14 protein-coding genes and 1 tRNA gene are annotated in these 15,358 nt (G+C 73.3%); 11 read left to right on the top strand and 4 right to left on the bottom strand.

Features of this window, described 5'->3' with window-relative positions:
• Nucleotides 1–189 precede the first annotated feature (189 nt).
• Nucleotides 190–762: a peptidoglycan L,D-endopeptidase MepK gene (locus tag DLJ49_RS01365; protein ID WP_115391707.1), complete on the top strand. Its 573-nt coding sequence runs from the start codon at nucleotides 190–192 to the stop codon at nucleotides 760–762.
• 13 nt (nucleotides 763–775) lie between these two features.
• On the opposite strand, the gene DLJ49_RS01360 is transcribed toward DLJ49_RS01365, so the two are convergent.
• The gene (locus DLJ49_RS01360; RefSeq protein WP_115391706.1) at nucleotides 776–2,032 is read right to left on the bottom strand and encodes a glycosyltransferase family 4 protein; all 1,257 of its coding nucleotides are present in this window, start codon (nucleotides 2,030–2,032) and stop codon (nucleotides 776–778) included.
• A 106-nt stretch (nucleotides 2,033–2,138) separates the two neighbouring features.
• On the opposite strand from DLJ49_RS01360, the gene DLJ49_RS01355 reads away from it, so the two are divergent.
• Nucleotides 2,139–3,320: a polysaccharide pyruvyl transferase family protein gene (locus DLJ49_RS01355; protein ID WP_115391705.1), complete on the top strand. Its 1,182-nt coding sequence runs from the start codon at nucleotides 2,139–2,141 to the stop codon at nucleotides 3,318–3,320.
• Nucleotides 3,321–3,368: 48 nt separating this feature from the next.
• Here the strand turns inward: DLJ49_RS01355 and DLJ49_RS01350 are convergent, their stop codons facing one another.
• Complete coding sequence (locus tag DLJ49_RS01350) at nucleotides 3,369–5,078, bottom strand: hypothetical protein (protein ID WP_147277253.1); 1,710 nt, start codon at nucleotides 5,076–5,078, stop codon at nucleotides 3,369–3,371.
• 211 nt (nucleotides 5,079–5,289) lie between these two features.
• On the opposite strand from DLJ49_RS01350, the gene DLJ49_RS01345 reads away from it, so the two are divergent.
• The 4 genes from DLJ49_RS01345 (at nucleotide 5,290) to adhP (ending at nucleotide 11,596) form a co-directional block, all read left to right on the top strand.
• The gene (locus tag DLJ49_RS01345) at nucleotides 5,290–6,729 is read left to right on the top strand and encodes a hypothetical protein (RefSeq protein ID WP_115391703.1); all 1,440 of its coding nucleotides are present in this window, start codon (nucleotides 5,290–5,292) and stop codon (nucleotides 6,727–6,729) included.
• Nucleotides 6,730–6,984: 255 nt separating this feature from the next.
• Nucleotides 6,985–9,168, top strand: coding sequence for a GumC family protein (locus tag DLJ49_RS01340; protein ID WP_115391702.1), 2,184 nt, complete (start codon nucleotides 6,985–6,987; stop codon nucleotides 9,166–9,168).
• Nucleotides 9,161–10,375: a glycosyltransferase gene (locus tag DLJ49_RS01335; RefSeq protein ID WP_115391701.1), complete on the top strand. Its 1,215-nt coding sequence runs from the start codon at nucleotides 9,161–9,163 to the stop codon at nucleotides 10,373–10,375. The genes DLJ49_RS01340 and DLJ49_RS01335 overlap by 8 nt, the downstream gene beginning before the upstream one ends.
• A 192-nt stretch (nucleotides 10,376–10,567) precedes the next feature.
• Entirely contained in the window at nucleotides 10,568–11,596 is a 1,029-nt protein-coding gene (gene adhP / locus DLJ49_RS01330) for an alcohol dehydrogenase AdhP (protein ID WP_115391700.1), read from the top strand.
• A gap of 25 nt (nucleotides 11,597–11,621) precedes the next feature.
• On the opposite strand, the gene DLJ49_RS01325 is transcribed toward adhP, so the two are convergent.
• Both DLJ49_RS01325 and dusA read right to left on the bottom strand, forming a co-directional pair.
• Nucleotides 11,622–12,410, bottom strand: a complete 789-nt coding sequence (locus tag DLJ49_RS01325; RefSeq protein ID WP_233488598.1) for a phytanoyl-CoA dioxygenase family protein — start codon at nucleotides 12,408–12,410, stop codon at nucleotides 11,622–11,624.
• Nucleotides 12,411–12,414: 4 nt separating this feature from the next.
• On the bottom strand, nucleotides 12,415–13,431 hold the full coding sequence (gene dusA / locus DLJ49_RS01320; protein ID WP_115391699.1) for a tRNA dihydrouridine(20/20a) synthase DusA: 1,017 nt from the start codon (nucleotides 13,429–13,431) through the stop codon (nucleotides 12,415–12,417).
• A gap of 293 nt (nucleotides 13,432–13,724) precedes the next feature.
• On the opposite strand from dusA, the gene DLJ49_RS21405 reads away from it, so the two are divergent.
• From DLJ49_RS21405 to DLJ49_RS01295, 5 genes are all read left to right on the top strand, one after another.
• A complete protein-coding gene (locus tag DLJ49_RS21405; RefSeq protein WP_147277252.1) occupies nucleotides 13,725–13,982 on the top strand; it encodes a hypothetical protein in 258 nt (85 codons plus the stop codon).
• Between the two features lie 67 nt (nucleotides 13,983–14,049).
• A complete protein-coding gene (locus DLJ49_RS01315) occupies nucleotides 14,050–14,385 on the top strand; it encodes a transposase (protein ID WP_115391698.1) in 336 nt (111 codons plus the stop codon).
• The gene (locus tag DLJ49_RS01310) at nucleotides 14,385–14,723 is read left to right on the top strand and encodes an IS3 family transposase (protein WP_115391697.1); all 339 of its coding nucleotides are present in this window, start codon (nucleotides 14,385–14,387) and stop codon (nucleotides 14,721–14,723) included. Before DLJ49_RS01315 ends, DLJ49_RS01310 begins: the two co-directional genes overlap by 1 nt.
• Before the next feature lie 3 nt (nucleotides 14,724–14,726).
• A tRNA-Ala gene (locus DLJ49_RS01305) sits at nucleotides 14,727–14,802 on the top strand.
• Nucleotides 14,803–15,120: 318 nt separating this feature from the next.
• Nucleotides 15,121–15,351 carry a TonB family protein gene (locus DLJ49_RS01295; RefSeq protein ID WP_115391695.1) on the top strand — a complete coding sequence of 77 codons (231 nt, stop codon included), beginning with the start codon at nucleotides 15,121–15,123 and terminating at the stop codon, nucleotides 15,349–15,351.
• Nucleotides 15,352–15,358 lie beyond the last annotated feature (7 nt).

Raw genomic sequence — 15,358 nt, 5'->3', positions numbered from 1 at the left:
CGGCACCGAAACAGCCCTAAACACGGCTTAAGCAATTTTCTGCCTATTGACGTGCCCGTCGGGAACAGAAGGCCCCGCAGCCCTTGGAGGGGGAATCGGAATGTGGCATGCACGTGGCCGTGAGTGAGCGACAGTGCGATATCAAGCCGCACTCAAGCGGCGACAACGGGCGAAACACAGGCAGTTCACATGACAGATAGAACCGGCTCGTCGAGCCTGACCCGGCGCGGAGTGCTCGCGGCCTTCGCCGCCACGACGGTGGCCGCCGCCCCCGTCTGCGCCAATGCCTTCGGCTTCCTCCGCGGCGCCGGCGACATCCGCCGCATCAAGATGTACAATGGCCGGACCGGTGAAAGCCTCGACACGATCTACTGGATCGAGGGCGACTACATAAAGGACGCCAAGCGCGAGATCGACTACTTCATGCGCGACTGGCGGCGCAACGAGACGCATCCGATCGACTTCCGGACGATCGACATCATGGCCGCCGCCCACAACCTGCTCGACGTCACCGAGCCGTACATGCTGCTCTCGGGCTATCGCTCGCCCGCGACCAACGCGATGCTGCGCGCCCGTGGCAGCGGCGTGGCGAAGAATTCGCGCCACCTGCGCGGCGAGGCGGCCGACCTGCGGCTCGGCTCGCGCTCGGTCGGCCAGATCGCCCGCGCGGCGGCGGCCTGCAAGGCGGGCGGCGTCGGCCGCTACTCGGGCTCGAACTTCGTGCACATGGATTGCGGCCCCGTCCGCAGCTGGGGTCGCTGAGGCGGCGCACGGGTCACGCCGCGGGCGCGGTAGTCCCGCGGGTTGCCCGCGGCGCCACGGCGCCCCTGTAGAGCGACACGAGGCCGTCGGCCCACGCCTCCGGCGTCGTTGCAAGGCGCCCTGCGCCCTCCCGGGCGCGACGGCTCATGGCCGCGATGTCCGCCGCGCCCGCGCCGCGAACCCACCCGAGCGCCGCTTCCAGGCCGCGCGGATCGTGGGCGTCGTAGGCCAGGCCCATCCCCTCGGCCGCGATCTCCGCCGCCATCAACGCGATGTCGGGCAGCACGACCGGCACGCCGGCCCGCACCGCCTCGGCGGCGGCCAGGCCGAAGGGCTCGGGCAGGCGCGACGGCATGGCCAGCGCCCGCGCCCGGCCGAGATGGCGCGCGACGCCCGCCCGATCCTGCCATCCGGTGATCTCGGCCGCTGGATCGAGCCGCCGCACCTCCGCCTCGAGCGGCCCCGCGCCGACGAAGGTGACGGGCAGGCCCAGGGCCGCCGTCGCGCGGGCGAGGTCGAGCGGGCCCTTCTCTTCCGACAGGCGGCCGACGAAGACGACGCGGTCGTTCTCTTCGGCGCGCACCCGCTCCGCGCCGCTTGCCTCGGCAGGGTTGCGCAGCACCGTCAGCAGGCGCGCGGGCACGCCGGCGCGGGTCAGCGGCTCGGCCATGCCGGGGTGGATCATCGCCACCGCCGCCCAGTCCCCGCGCGCGAAGGCGCGGCGCAGGCCGGCATGGCGCAGGACGCGCCAGCCCTTCTCGGCGCGCGAGCGCTTGTCGCAATGGGTGGCGAGGCAGGCGGCCGAGAGCGGCACGCGGCGGCAGGGCTGCAGGCGCTGGAAATCCATGTAGACACCGTTGGGGCAGGCGAGGAAAAAGTCGTGCGCGTGCACCACCGTCCGCCGCGCGACCGGCGCCAGGGCGGAAAACACCGCGGGCGACAGGATCTGCGCCCAGCCATGCAGGTGGTAGGCGGTGCGCGGCGTGTCGTTCCGCCCGATCCAGTCCGCGAGCATTCGCGCCGCGGCGCGGTTCCACAGCCCCGCTTGCATGGCCGCGAGCCGCCCGCGCTCCAGAAGCCGCCCCTGCCCCAGCGAGACGACCTCGACGCCGAGCGCGGCCAGCTCGTCGTTCTGCCCCCCGTCGCCGCAGACATAGGTCACGGCGAGGCCCCGCGCGCGCAGCAGACGCACCGAGAGCAGCGCGAGCCCCGTCGCGCCGCCCCGCGCGGCGCTCGCGTCGTTGATCACGACGATGCGCTCCGGCTCCATCCCGCTCTGCCTCGCCCTTGCCCCATTCCCACCGTAGACGCCGCCACGGTGACCGGGAACAACGGCGCGGCAAAGGCGCGAGCCGGGCAAGACGGGGGAAACGCGAATGCGAATCGTGCAGTTCGGCCTGCCCTACAGCCCCAACCTGGGCGACGGGATCATCGCGGAGTGCTTCGCCCACGGCGTGGGCGAGGTGGCACCGGAGGCGGGGGTCGTGTCGATCGACCTGTCGGGGCGCACCGGCTTCGGCCACGCCGTCGTGGCCAACCGCGCCCGGGCGCTCGCGGTGCTGAAGCGCCTGCCGCGCCCGGCACGGCACGCGCTCGTGCAGATCAGGCTCGGCCGGGTGCTGTCGGGGGCGGCGCCCCTCTGGCGCGAGGCGCTGGAGGGCGCGGATCTCGCGGTGATCGGCGGCGGGCAGCTCTTCTCCGACGCCGATCTGAACTTTCCGCTCAAGGTGGCCCGCGCGGCCGATCTCGCGCAGGCGGCCGGTGTGCCGGTCGCGGTGCATGCGGCAGGCGCCGCGGAGAACTGGTCGCGCAGGGGAACCGCGCTGTTCGCCCGCCTGTTCGCGGCGGACCTGCGCGAGGTCGGGCTGCGCGATGCGCCGTCGGTGGCGGCATGGCGGGCGCAGACCGGCGGGCGCGGGCCGATTCCGTGGCTCGCCCGCGATCCGGGCCTGCTGGCGGCCGGCCGCTACGGGCCGGTCGAGGCGGACGAGAGAGTGGGCCTGTGCGTCGCGGCCCCCGACCTCCTGAGCTACCACGCCGATGGGGCGCTGGCCTCCGGCGCCGGTCTCTTCGCCGATCTCGCGCGGGCGCTCATGGCCGAGGGCCACCCGCTGCGCCTTTTCACCAACGGCGCGGAGGAAGACGACGCCGCGCTCGCGGCGGTGGCGGAGGCGCTCGCGGCAGAGGTGGCCGACGGCCGGGTCGCGGTCGCGCCCCGCCCGCTCCGCCCCGAGACGCTCGCCCGGACGGTCGCGTCGTGCCGCACCGTCGTCGCGCACCGGCTGCATGCCTGCATCGTCGCCTTCGCCTACGGGCGGCCCGTCGTCGGCCTCGGCTGGGATCGCAAGGTCGAGAGCTTCTTCGCGTCGGTCGGCGCGTCGCACGCCTTCGCCCCGGCCGGCGAGGCGGCGGGCCGGATCGCCGCTCGCCTCTCCCGCGCGATCGTTTTGGGCCCCGACGCCGCCGCCCGCGAGACGGCCGAGGGGCAAGCGCGCGACGCCATCCGCCGCACGCTCGACACGGTGACAGCGCCCGCGCGCACGGCGCCGGCCGCCTGAGCGGCAGGGCCGCGCCAGCCACGATGTCCCGCGCCGGTCGTCGCGCGCTCAGGGCCGGCGCAGCGTGAAGCGATAGCCCACCACGTCGCCCCGCGCGGTGCCGCCCGGCCCAACGGCGATCTCGAGCGCCGCTCCTTCTGCGAGCCTCACCGGCAGAGCGTAGACCCGTTCCTCCCGGAGGGTCTCGTCGACCAGCACCGGCCCGCCGTCGACCGCGATCCGCACCGTCACGCCGTCCTCGGAGCGGGCGACCGGGGCGAGGCGCGCCTCCAGCACCGCCTCCACCGGCGCGGGCGCGACGTGGCGGTGCACGATCTCGAGCGGCGTGTCGCCCCAACGCGCCAGGACCAGCGTGTCGGAGGTCATCCAGAGCCCTGCATCCTCGGCCGCCCCGCGATGGGGGAACCAGGGCACGCCGTTGCGATCCTGGCCCGGGCGGGTGTCGAGCGCGATCCGTCGCGCGCCCGCCCGCGCGTAGCGCTCGAACGGGTCGCCCGGCGCCTGCGCGCCCGCCTCCCTGGGAAAGTCGTATTGCTCGTAGCTGTCGGCCAGCACCCGCTGGGAGCCGAGCCGCACGGTGTCTCCGAGCCGCGCCGCACCGTCGCCCGGCGCCGAGATCAGGAGCGCCCGGTCGGACAGCGTGAGCCCCTCCGCCGGCAGCGCAGCGCCGGTCGCGTCGCGCGCCATCAGGCCCGGCGCGAGCCACACGTCGCGCGGCGCGCCCCAGATCACGAGGTGGCGCGGCGCCTCGGCCGGCCCGAGGGCGCAGGCATGGGTAAAGGGGTCGGGCGCTGCATCGGTCACCGTCTCTCCCGCCAGCTCGGCCCGGATCAGCGCATGCGCATCGCCCACGACGGTCCGCACGCCCTCGCGCGTGTAGAGCGCGGCGAGCCCGTCTCCGCGGGGATGCAGCGGATACCACACCGCCCGCGAGACCCCCGCGAGCGCGAACTGGCACCAGGAGCGCAGCAGGTGGTCGGCCGCGTCGGCGTCGCTGCCCGCGTGGCCGAACTCCGTCACCTCCAGGTCGATGCCCTCCGCCCCCGGCAGGCGCCGCAGGAAGTCGATATGCGGGCCCAGCTGCTCGACCGGCGTCGTGTAGGGGTGGATCGCCAGCGCGTCCATGTGCCGGCGCGCGCCGAGAGCGAGCAGCTCGGCGATGTAGGGGCCCGGGATCGAGTGGGTCGCGCCGCCCAGTACGCGCAGCCCGGGGCGCACCGCCCTGACCCGCGCCGAGGTTTCGGCCAGCAGGCGCATGTGGTGCCAGGCGCGGCGGTCGAGACCGTCCTCCAGCACCGGGCCGCTGACGAAGTTGGCCGCGTTCCACTCGTTGCCCACCTCGACGGTGTGGATGTTGGGAAAGCGGGCGACGGTCGCGGCAGCGTTGGCGGCGAAGGCGGCGATGCCGGCGTCGGTGTGGGGCGTGTGCCCGCCGTCATGCTCGGGGTGGCCGTTGTTGACCGTGAGCGACAGCGTGCCGCCGTCTGCCGCCACCGCGTCGGGCCATGCCGTCACCGCGCTGTCGAAGGCGACGTGGCCGCCCCGCTCGACATTCCGCCAGTAGACCGCGTCGCGGAAATCGGTCAGCCCGTCGGCCAGCGCCGCCTCGGCGAGCCCCGGCAGCCAGCCCTGCCCGAAATTGGACGCCGCCGCCAGGCGCGGGCCGACACGCTCCGGGCCGGGATCCGCCTCCTGTGCGAGCGCGGCAAGGGGCAGCGCCACGAGGGGAAGGAGGGCGAGACGCAATCGCATGGACATGGCGCGCGCCATGCCGCGCCAATGTGGCAGGGGTGAGGCGCGCGCGCGTGCAGGGGGGCGCGCGGACCGCGCCGGGCCGGGGGGCGCGGGTGGGTGGGTGGGGCGCGGCCGGGCGCGGGGCGGTCCGCGCGCCCCAATCCCGCCATGCCACCGCCACGAGGACGGCAAACCGCCCGGTCAGCGTCGCCCGCAGACGACGCCGGAGCCGTCCGTGGAAATCGTGCCCTCGACCCTGATCGCGCTGATCGCGCTCGCGGCGATGCTCGTGCGCGGGCCGGCGCGCAGCGTCGGGGTCTTCCTTGCGCTCACGCCGCTCGGCGCGGCGGCGGCGTTCAACCTGCCGGCGGTGGGCGGCGCCACGATCGGCGTGGCCGACATCGCCGCGATCGGCCTGTTCGGCCTCGTCTGCCTGACGCCGGCCGGCCTCTCCGCCCTTGTCGGGTCGGCCCGGCCCTTCGGTCCCGGCTTCTGGCTGCTGCTGCTCGCGGCCTTCTGCGTGGTCGCCGCGCTCTTCCTGCCGCGCCTCTTCGCCGGCGAGACGCAGGTCTTCGCCATCTCTCGCAGCGCCAATTCCGACGGGATCGCGGTGCACGACCTCGGCCCCACCACCGGCAACCTCACCCAGCTCTTCCGGATGGGCCTCGGCGTGATGGTCTTCGCCGCGCTCGCCACGCTCGCGCGCCGCCACCCCGATCCCGCGCGCATCGTCGCCGCCATGGCGCTCGCCACCGCGATCCACGCCGCCCTCGGCGTGCTCGACGTGGCGAGCGCGGCGGCGGGCCTGCCGCAGCTTCTGGACCCGATCCGCACCGCCAACTACGCCATCCTGGCCGACCACTACATGATGGGCATGAAGCGGATGATCGGCGGCTTCCCCGAGGCCTCCGCCTTCGGCTTCTACGCGCTGGGGCTCTTCGGCTTCTGGCTGGCCTACTGGACCTCGAGCCCCGGCTCGCGCGTCGCGCCGTGGATGCTCGCGCTCTCGGCGGTGCTGCTGCTGCGCTCGACCTCCTCGGCGGCCTATGTCGCAACACTCGCCTTCACCCTCACCTGGGGCTTCTGGACGGGCGCCATGCATCTGAGCGCGCAGGCCAGCCGGCGGGGCATCGCGATGGCCGCCTGGGGCGCGCTCGCGTTGTGGCTCGCGGCGGTTGCGCTCTTCGGCGCCTACCAGCTGGCCGACCCGGTGACCGCCTTCCTCGATCGCGCCCTCTTCGACAAGCTCGACACCGCCTCGGGCGTCGAGCGGATGAGCTGGAACGCGCAGGCCTGGCGCAACTTCCTCGACACGACCGGCTTCGGCGCCGGGCTCGGCTCGGTGCGCGCGTCGAACTGGCTGATCGCCACGCTCGGCTCGCTGGGGGCGATCGGCACTGCCCTCTATCTCGCGTTCCTCGCCGCGCTCGCGCGCCTGCCCGCGCCGCGCGGCCCCGGCGCGCCCGAGGGCGCGGCGAGGGTCGTGGTCGCGCTGCAGGCGGGGTGCCTGGCCATGCTGCTCTCGGCGTTGCTCACGCACGCCACGCCCGATCTCGGCCTCTTCTTCTTCGCGCTGGCGGGCCTCGCCGCCGGGCTCTCGCGCGGCGCGTTGCTCGAATCGCGCCCGGTTTCCGCCGCGCGCGATGCCGGATCGCCGCGCCTGAGTGTCCAATAACCGGCACGGCCCCGGTATTGTCGCCGGCTGCCCACCGAAAAGCGGCTCGAATTCGACACGCTTTGACAGCGCCGCCCCACGTGCCGATAGCGGGGACGGTGGGGGTGAGCCGGACGAGGCCGTGATGGGCCTCCCCGGCGCGTGGGACGAGTGACTGCCGATGCACCCTGCACCCCTCGAGGCGCGGCCAGAGCCGCCCGGCCACCGCAGGACGGGCCCCTGCGCCATCGCGCACGCAGCCTGCATGGATGCCAGATGAACAGTCGCTTCAACCCCGTCGAATTCGCGCCCATGTCACGCGCCCGCCGCGCGCTCTCGGGCTCTGCCGGCGACGACGCCGACGCTGTCGACCTGCGCGCGCTCGCCCGGGCCGTCTGGCGCGGGCGCTGGCTGGTGGGCGGCGCGATGGCGGGGCTCGGCCTCGCGGCCTACCTCGTGGTGGCGCAGGTCCGCCCCACATACGAGGCGACCGCGAAGGTGATGCTCGACCCGCGCAATGCCCAGATCGTCACCGGCGAGGAGGTGGTGCAGGACCTCGAACTCTCGGAGCAGGTGGTCAACGGCGAGGCGGCAGTGCTCAGCTCGAACGTGCTGATCGAGCGGGTGGTGGCCGAGATCGGGCCGCTGCGCCTCGACGCCGACGGCGAGATCGGCGTGACCGGGGAGGAGGCCGCGCGACTCGTGGCGTCGGTCGCCGACCCCGACGCGCGCGCCGCGGCCGACGACCGGATCATGCAGGGCCTCGTCTGGCTGATCCGGCGTGACCTGACCGTGTTCCCCCAGGGCGACAGCTACGTGATCGCCATCCGCGCGGAGAACCACGACCCCGAGCTCGCCGCCGACATCGCCAACGCCATCGCACGGGCCTACATCTCCGCCCAGATCGAGGACAGACGCGACACCACGACCGGCGCCACCGCCTGGCTCGAGGCGCGCGTGGCCGAACTGCGCGCCGACCTCGATGCGGCCGAGGCCGCGGTGACCGACGCGCGCGCGCAGGGGCTCTCGGCCGAGGGCGGCACGGTCGAGACCGTCCGCCAGCAACTCGCCGATCTCAACGGGCAACTCGTCGCCGCCCGCGCCGACCGCGCCGCGACCGAGGCGCAGATCGGCCAGCTCGAAGCGGTGCTCGCCTCGGGCGGGCTGTCCGACGTGGCCGATCTCGTCTCCTCCCCCCTCGTCGAGCAGATGGCGCTCGAACGGCTGGAGCTGACCCGGCAGGATGGCCAATGGGCAGAGCGCTACGACGAGAGTCACCCCGAGCGGCAGCGCATCGCCCGCGAGCTTGCCCGGCTCGAGACCGAACTCGCCGGCGAGGTCGAGCGCATCATCGCCCAGAGCCGCAGCGCCGCGGAGGTCGCCCGCGCCCGCGAGGACAGCCTGCGCGCGGGCATCGCCGATCTCGAGTCGCGCATCGTGTCGATCACCAGTGGCGAACAGGGCCTGCGCCAGCTCGAGCGCGAGGCACAGGCCAAGCGCCAGACCTACGAGGCGCTGCTCTCGCGCCTGACCGAGACCCGCACGCAGGAGCTGCTCCAGCAACCCGACGCCAGGCTGATAGAGCGGGCGAGCGTGCCGGGCGTGCCTGCCGCGCCGCGGCCCAAGCTGATGGGCGCCCTCGGGGCGATGGCGGGGCTGGCGCTGGGGCTCGGCCTGATCTTCGTGCGCGAGATGACCGCGCAGACCTTCCGCACGCCGCGCGATCTCGAGGCGGCGACCGGCCTGCCCGTGCTCGGCTCGGTCCCGCTGCAGACGGTGGGCGGGCTGATGGCCGCCACCGCCGCCCTGCGCGACGACCCCTACAGCATCTATGCCGAGCGCATCCGCCACCTGCGCACCGCGCTGCTGATGCGCGAGGGGCAGGAGGGCGCGCGCGCCGTTGCCGTCCTGTCGGCCGCGCCCGACGAGGGCAAGACGCGCACGACGCTCGCGCTCGCCCAGATGTCGGCACTCGCCGGCCTGTCGGTGATCGTGGTCGATGCCGACCTGCGCCGCTCGACGATGCAGGCCGCCTTCGGCTGGGACATGGAGGAGGACTTCGCCGACTTCATCCGCGGCGGCTGCCCGCTCGATCGCGCGATCTACACCGATCCCGAGTTCGGCTTCGACTTCCTTGCCGCGCGCGGCCCCCAGCCCGACGTGGCCGACCGGCTCTCGGCCGACTGGCTGGCCCGCGTGGTCGCCGAGCTCAAGCGCGTCTACGACGTGGTGCTGATCGACGCGCCCGCGCTGCTCGCGGTGTCGGACGGGCTGGTGCTGGCGCAGGTGGTCGATGCCCGCCTCTTCCTCGTGCGGTGGGACGGCACGCCGCGCAAGGCCGTCACCGAGGCGCTCGCCGCGATGGACGAGATGGGCCTCGACGTGACCGGCGCCGCGCTCACCATGATCGACCCCGCCCGCGCCCCCGAGCCGGAGACGCAAGGATACACCTATGCCTGAGGGCGGTTTCGAGCCGATCGGCACCCTCGTCCGCGAGGGCCGGCGGGACGGCGCGGCCGCACCGCGCGTGGCCCTGGTGCATTACTGGCTCGTCGGCATGCGCGGCGGCGAAAAGGTGCTGGAACAGCTCTGCGCCATGTTTCCCGGCGCCGACATCTACACACATGTCGCCGTGCCCGAGCGCCTGTCGGAGCGGCTGCGCGCCCACCGCATCGAGGAGAGCTTCATCGCCCGCCTGCCCTTCGCGCGCCGCCACTACCAGCACTACCTGCCGCTGATGCCGCGGGCCCTCGAGCAGTTCGACCTCGCGGCCTACGACCTGGTGATCTCGTCCGAGAGCGGGCCGGCCAAGGGGGTGATCCCCGCACCCGAGACGCCGCATCTGTGCTATTGCCACTCGCCCATGCGCTACCTGTGGGACCAGTTCCATACCTACCGCGCGGGCGCGGGCCGGCTGACGCGCGCCGCCATGCCGCTGATCGCCCATTCGCTCCGCCAGTGGGACGTGACAAGCGCGGCCCGCGTCGACCGTTTCGCGGCCAACTCCACCCATGTCGCGGCGCGAATCGGCAAGTACTGGCGGCGCGAGGCCGACGTGGTGCACCCACCCGTCGCGCTGGCCGATTTCGCGCCCGTCGCGCCGGCCGAACGGGGCGACTTCTACCTCTGGGCGGGCGAGCTCGCCCCCTACAAGCGCCCCGACCTCGCCATCGAGGCGTTTCGCCGCCTCGGCCGGCCCCTCGTGATGATCGGCGGCCCCGAGGCCACGCGCCGCCGCCTCGCCGCGCGGGCGCCCGACAACGTGACGGTCCTGGGCCAGGTCGATTTCGCCACGCTCCGGGCGCATCTCGCCCGTGCCCGCGCGCTCGTCTTCCCCGGCGAGGAGGATTTCGGAATCGTGCCGGTCGAGGCGATGGCCTCGGGCCGCCCGGTGATCGCTTATGGCCGCGGCGGCGCTCTCGACACCGTGGTCGACGGCGAAACGGGCCTGCTCTACCGCGAGCCCACCGCCGAGGGCCTCGCCGAGGCCGTCCTGCGCTTCGAGGCCGAGGGCCTCGACCGGCTCGACCCCGCCGCGCTCGCGACCCATGCCGCCCGCTTCTCGCCCGAGGCGTTCCGCATCGGCATCGCCCGCTCGCTCGCCGCCCTCGGCGCCCCGCTGCCCGCTCCCCTGCCCGCCCACCTGCGCCCCCCCGCGCCCGCCTGACGGGCCTCGCGACGCCACGCGGGGCGCGCGCCGCACCCCTGTCTTCTTCTTGCGCCAAGTATCCCGGGGGGTCCGGGGGGCTGGCCCCCCGGTTTCTCCCTCCCGGCCCGCGACCACCGGTCCGTTGACGGAACCGGACGCGCGGCTGATCCTCCGGACGGGATTGCGCCACACAACACGCGGAAGAGGCCCATGGACAGAACGATGAAGGCGGCGGTCGTGACCCGGCTGGGCGCGCCGCTCGAGATCCGCGAAGTCGACCGGCCGGAGCCGGGGCCCGGCCAGATCCTGATGAAGGTCGCCGCCTCCGGCGTCTGCCACACCGACGTGCACGCCGCCGACGGCGACTGGCCGGTCAAGCCCACGCCCCCCTTCATCCCCGGCCACGAGGGGGTCGGGCATGTCGCCGCCGTGGGCGCGGGCGTGACCCATGTCCGGGAGGGCGACCGCATCGGGGTGCCGTGGCTCTACACCGCCTGCGGACACTGCCAGCACTGCGTCGGCGGGTGGGAGACGCTCTGCGAGAGCCAGCAGAACACCGGCTACTCGGTCAACGGCGGCTTCGCCGACTACGTGCTGGCCGACCCCGATTACGTCGGCCACCTGCCGGCGGGGCTCGACTTCGCGCCCGCCGCCCCCGTTCTTTGCGCGGGCGTGACCGTCTACAAGGGCCTGAAGGAAACAGAGGTGAAACCGGGCCAGTGGGTCGCGGTCTCGGGCATCGGCGGTCTCGGCCACATGGCGGTGCAATATGCCAAGGCGATGGGAATGCACGTCGTCGCCGTCGACGTGGGCGCCGACAAGCTTGCGCTGGCCAAGAGCCTCGGCGCCGACATGACGGTGAACGCCGCCGAGGCCGACCCGGTGGCCGAGGTGACGCAGGCCGTCGGCGGTGTTCACGGCGTTCTGGTGACGGCGGTCTCCAACGCCGCCTTCGCGCAGGCGGTGGGGATGCTGCGGCGCGGCGGCACGATGGCGCTCGTCGGCCTGCCGCCCGGCGGCTTTCCGCTGCCGATCTTCGAGGTGGTGCTCAAGCGCCTGACGATCCGCGGCTCGATCGTCGGCACCCGCAACGACCTCACCGAGGCGCTCGCCCTCGCGGGCGAGGGTGCGGTGGCCGCCCATTACGCCCTCGACCGGCTGGAGAACATCAACGCGATCATGGGCGGGCTGAAGGACGGCACGGTCACGGGCCGCATCGTGCTCGACATGGCCGCCTGAGCACAGGCGGGGCGGCCACCGCACTTCAGTCGCCGAACCACGCCTCCGGTTCGGCAAGCTCGGGCCGGAAATAGGCCACCCCGCGGCCCTCTGGCGCCGGCGGCGCGGCCCATGGCGCGATGCCGTGCAACAGGTGCCGGTGCAGCAGCACCGCCTGGCCGGGCCGGAGCGGCAGCGGCACCCGCGGGCAGAGGTCGAATGCCGCGCGCCGGGCTGCGGTGTAGGCATCGGTCAGGTCGATGTCGCCCGCGGGACCGGAAGGCCCCGCCGCACGCGCCGCGGCCAGCGCGCGGCCGATCAGGCGGTGGCTGCCGGGCCAGATCACGAGCGGCGCTGCGTCCGCGTGGCTCTCGGTCAGCGGCAGGCCGAGGATGAAGGCATGCGGCTCGCGCAGATGGCGCCGCCGCTCCGGGCCCTCCGGCAACAGACCGTCGACATGGGCGGCGTCACGCTGCCGCCGGTAGCGCGCGGCGCCGGCGCTCTCTGCCGCGTCGGGGCGCGGATAGCCGGGCCATGTCACCGAGACCTGCGCCGCGTGCCATGCGGCGGGCGCGAGGCCGAGCGCCACCACCGCCTCGACAGAGGCCCCCGCGAGCGGCACGCCCGCCACCGAGCCGTCCGCCGCGTTGGGCAACAGGTCGACTCCGGCGAGCCACGTCCCGCCGCAGCGCAGGCCGCCGCTCCGCTGCGCCTCGGCCATCAGCGGGCCGGCCGCCTCCCATGCCGCCGCCGCCCAGCGTGCCGTGCGCGGATCGGGCTCGAAGACGACGACACCCTCTGCCGCCAGCGCCCGCGCCGCCGCGTCCGGCGTCACCGGCTCATTCCGCCGCCTCGCGGGCGGCGCCTGCGGCCATGACCTCGGCAAGCGCCGCGTCGAGCACCTCCAGGCCCGCGCCGGGCCGCGTGGCCCCCTCGCTCAGCACCCGTCGCCAGCCCCGCGCGCCGGGCCGCCCGGAGAACAGCCCCAGCATGTGCCGGGTGATCGCGTGCAGCCGCTGCCCCGCGCCGAGCTCGGCGGCTATGTAGGGGCGCATCGCCTCCACCGCGTCCTCCGGCGCGTCGAGCGGGTCATCGGCGCCGAAGACGCGGGAATCGGCCCGCAGCAGGATGTCGGCCGGGCGCTGATAGGCCGCCCGCCCGATCATCGCGCCGTCGAGCGACACCCCGTCGTCGCCCGGCGCGAGCTGCGCCAGCGTCGCGTCGAGGCTGTCGATCCCCCCGTTGATCGAGACGTGCAGATCGGGAAAGGCGCGCTTCATCGCATGGACGAGTGGATAGTCGAGCGGCGGCACATCGCGGTTCTCCTTGGGCGAAAGGCCCTGCAGCCATGCCTTGCGCGCATGGATCGTCACCCGACGCACACCCGCCGCACGGATCTGGCAGAGGAAATCCGGCAGGATGTCCGCAGGCTCCTGCGCGTCGACGCCGATGCGGCACTTGACCGTGACAGGCAGGGTCGTGGCGGCCCTCATCGCCGCAACGCATTCGGCCACGAGCGCGGGGCGCTCCATGAGAACGGCGCCGAAGCAGCCCGACTGCACCCGGTCCGACGGGCAGCCGACATTGAGGTTGACCTCTCGATACCCTTCCTGTTCGGCCATGCGGGCGGCCTGCGCCAGCTCGCCCGGGTCCGCCCCACCGAGCTGAAGTGCCACCGGCTGCTCCGCCTCGCCGAAGGCGATCAGGTGACGCGCCCCCCCGCGCACCAGAGCCGCCGCCGTGACCATCTCGGTATAGAGAAGCGTCCGTCGCGACAGCGTCCGGTGGAAGGCCCGGCAATGCCTGTCCGTCCAGTCCATCATCGGGGCGACGGAGAGGCGCGCTGCGGCGTCCATGCTGGAACTTGTTGAAACCAAAGCACTTCCCCGGTCTGCTCGGCGCGGCGGTTCCGCGATTTTCGCGGCGATAGAGGGCGGTTCGTCCCTCCGGGGCTACAAATGTAGTCCCGCACTCGGAGATGTAGTCCCGAGGCGGACGCTCCGCAAACGCATCGCACACCCGACCGACGGGGGCCTTGTTGGCTGTGAGGACCAGGCGAGTACGGTTGACGATGACCGTGCGTTAGCCGCGTTTCCGGGCGGTTCGCGCCGATCCGACGTCCCGAATGCAACCAAGCAAGGGGACGACCATGGGCACAATCCTTGTCCGCAAGCGGGCCGACGGCACGACCCGCTTCACAGCACAGGTCCGGAAAAAGAAGGCCGGCAAGACTGTTTTCAGCGCGGCTCAGACCTTCAGCACCGAAAAGGCTGCGAAGGCGTGGACCAAGAAGGTCAAGAAAGACCTCGCACAGGGTAAGCTGAACGGCCGGACACCTGTGGCGCCAGTGGATACCCTTTCTGGAGTAATCGTGGAGTGCGCCCCTGCGGTTGGACAGATCGGGTAGGCCGGAATTGACCGGGGCCGGGCTTTCCAAGGAAGAAAGCCCATGCCGAGACGCCACCGCAGGCCGCTTGCGGCGCGCCGACTTCAAGCGCCAGGTCGTCGCCGAGTATCACGCCGGCGAGACCCTCCACGCCCTCGCTCGCCGCCATGACCTGTCGAGGAACCTGATCCGGATCTGGGTCGAGAAGGCCGAGGCCGGCGCCCTCGACGAGGACGGCGCGGCCGCCGAGATGCTCACCGCCTATGAGGCCCGGATCGCGGCGCTCGAGCGGCTGGTCGGCCGCCAGGCGCTGGAGATCGGTTTTCTAAAGGGGGCTGTGCGCTCCGGACCCTCGCGGAAAAGCGCGCCTACATCCGTGACCAGCGGCCCCGCGGCCTCTCGGTCCGGCGGGGATGCGAACTGATGGGCGTCGCGCGATCCAGCTACTATGCCGAGCTCGAGGGCAAGCCCCGCGACGAGGAGATCATCGCGGAGATCCGCGCCATCACCGACGCCTTCGAGGGCTACGGCTATCGCCGCGTCGGCGCTGAACTCCGTCACCGCGGCTTTGTGGTCAACGCCAAGAAGGTGCGCCGGCTGGCCGCGATCAACGCCAGGCAGGTCTGTCACGACCCACGATCAAATGGTCATCGGGCACAAGCGGGCGGCCGAATGTCGTCGCTCGTTTTTCGCTTGAACTCGCGCGACCGGCCCCCTACACACCGCGCACGCTGCAGGCGGATGGTGCGACCTATCCGCTGATATGGGGCCATAGCTCAGTTGGGAGAGCGCCTGCATGGCATGCAGGAGGTCAGGGGTTCGACTCCCCTTGGCTCCACCATCCCCACCTCTAAGGCTGGAAGATCAGTAGCTTGCTGATTTCGGTGGATGATCTTCAGGGACTGTTACGCTGAGGTGTTTCAGTGGAGGCCCTGAAGAAGACTCCCGGCCACACCCGACTGTACCGTCGAGGCGCCACCTACTATCATCGCGCAGCGGTCCCACAGGACAGCCGTCAACCCTCGCCGCATAGGGCCGCCCCGTCACGCTTACCCGACACGGGCCGTCGCGAGGCGGAAGCGCCCGAGGTGCGAACCGCCCGACCGACGGTGCCGCGACGTCGCGCAACGCCGCGGCCTCGACCTGTCCCGGACTCGTGATGCGCCATGTCGGTCGGGTCCGCCGCGCCGACGTCGCGGCGCGCGGCGCGGCGCGGGTGACGTTCCGCATCGCCGGCTGCGAGGCGATGGCGGGGGCGAGCCTGTCGGGCAGGCCGGGCTCCGCCACCCTCGACCGGGCTGCGCTTGTCGTGGTCCGCAGGGCAGCGCCGTTCCCGGCGCCACCTGCGGGCGCGGCCCGCAACTTTACCGTCCAGATCAGGGGCCGCTGACGGTCGG

Origin of the sequence: Rhodovulum sp. 12E13, assembly GCF_003340565.1 — a bacterium.
Taxonomy (GTDB): Bacteria; Pseudomonadota; Alphaproteobacteria; order Rhodobacterales; family Rhodobacteraceae; genus HLUCCA09.
This window is presented reverse-complemented; position numbering and strand designations above follow the sequence as displayed.

What these genes read in the sequence shown, in the direction of transcription:
- DLJ49_RS01365 (WP_115391707.1), top strand. Translation starts at nt 190, where the DNA reads ATGACAGATAGAACCGGCTCGTCGAGCCTGACCCGGCGCGGAGTGCTC.
- DLJ49_RS01360 (WP_115391706.1), bottom strand. Translation starts at nt 2,032, where the DNA reads ATGGAGCCGGAGCGCATCGTCGTGATCAACGACGCGAGCGCCGCGCGG.
- DLJ49_RS01355 (WP_115391705.1), top strand. Translation starts at nt 2,139, where the DNA reads ATGCGAATCGTGCAGTTCGGCCTGCCCTACAGCCCCAACCTGGGCGAC.
- DLJ49_RS01350 (WP_147277253.1), bottom strand. Translation starts at nt 5,078, where the DNA reads ATGTCCATGCGATTGCGTCTCGCCCTCCTTCCCCTCGTGGCGCTGCCC.
- DLJ49_RS01340 (WP_115391702.1), top strand. Translation starts at nt 6,985, where the DNA reads ATGAACAGTCGCTTCAACCCCGTCGAATTCGCGCCCATGTCACGCGCC.
- DLJ49_RS01335 (WP_115391701.1), top strand. Translation starts at nt 9,161, where the DNA reads ATGCCTGAGGGCGGTTTCGAGCCGATCGGCACCCTCGTCCGCGAGGGC.
- adhP (WP_115391700.1), top strand. Translation starts at nt 10,568, where the DNA reads ATGGACAGAACGATGAAGGCGGCGGTCGTGACCCGGCTGGGCGCGCCG.
- dusA (WP_115391699.1), bottom strand. Translation starts at nt 13,431, where the DNA reads ATGGACGCCGCAGCGCGCCTCTCCGTCGCCCCGATGATGGACTGGACG.
- DLJ49_RS21405 (WP_147277252.1), top strand. Translation starts at nt 13,725, where the DNA reads ATGGGCACAATCCTTGTCCGCAAGCGGGCCGACGGCACGACCCGCTTC.
- DLJ49_RS01310 (WP_115391697.1), top strand. Translation starts at nt 14,385, where the DNA reads ATGGGCGTCGCGCGATCCAGCTACTATGCCGAGCTCGAGGGCAAGCCC.
- DLJ49_RS01295 (WP_115391695.1), top strand. Translation starts at nt 15,121, where the DNA reads ATGCGCCATGTCGGTCGGGTCCGCCGCGCCGACGTCGCGGCGCGCGGC.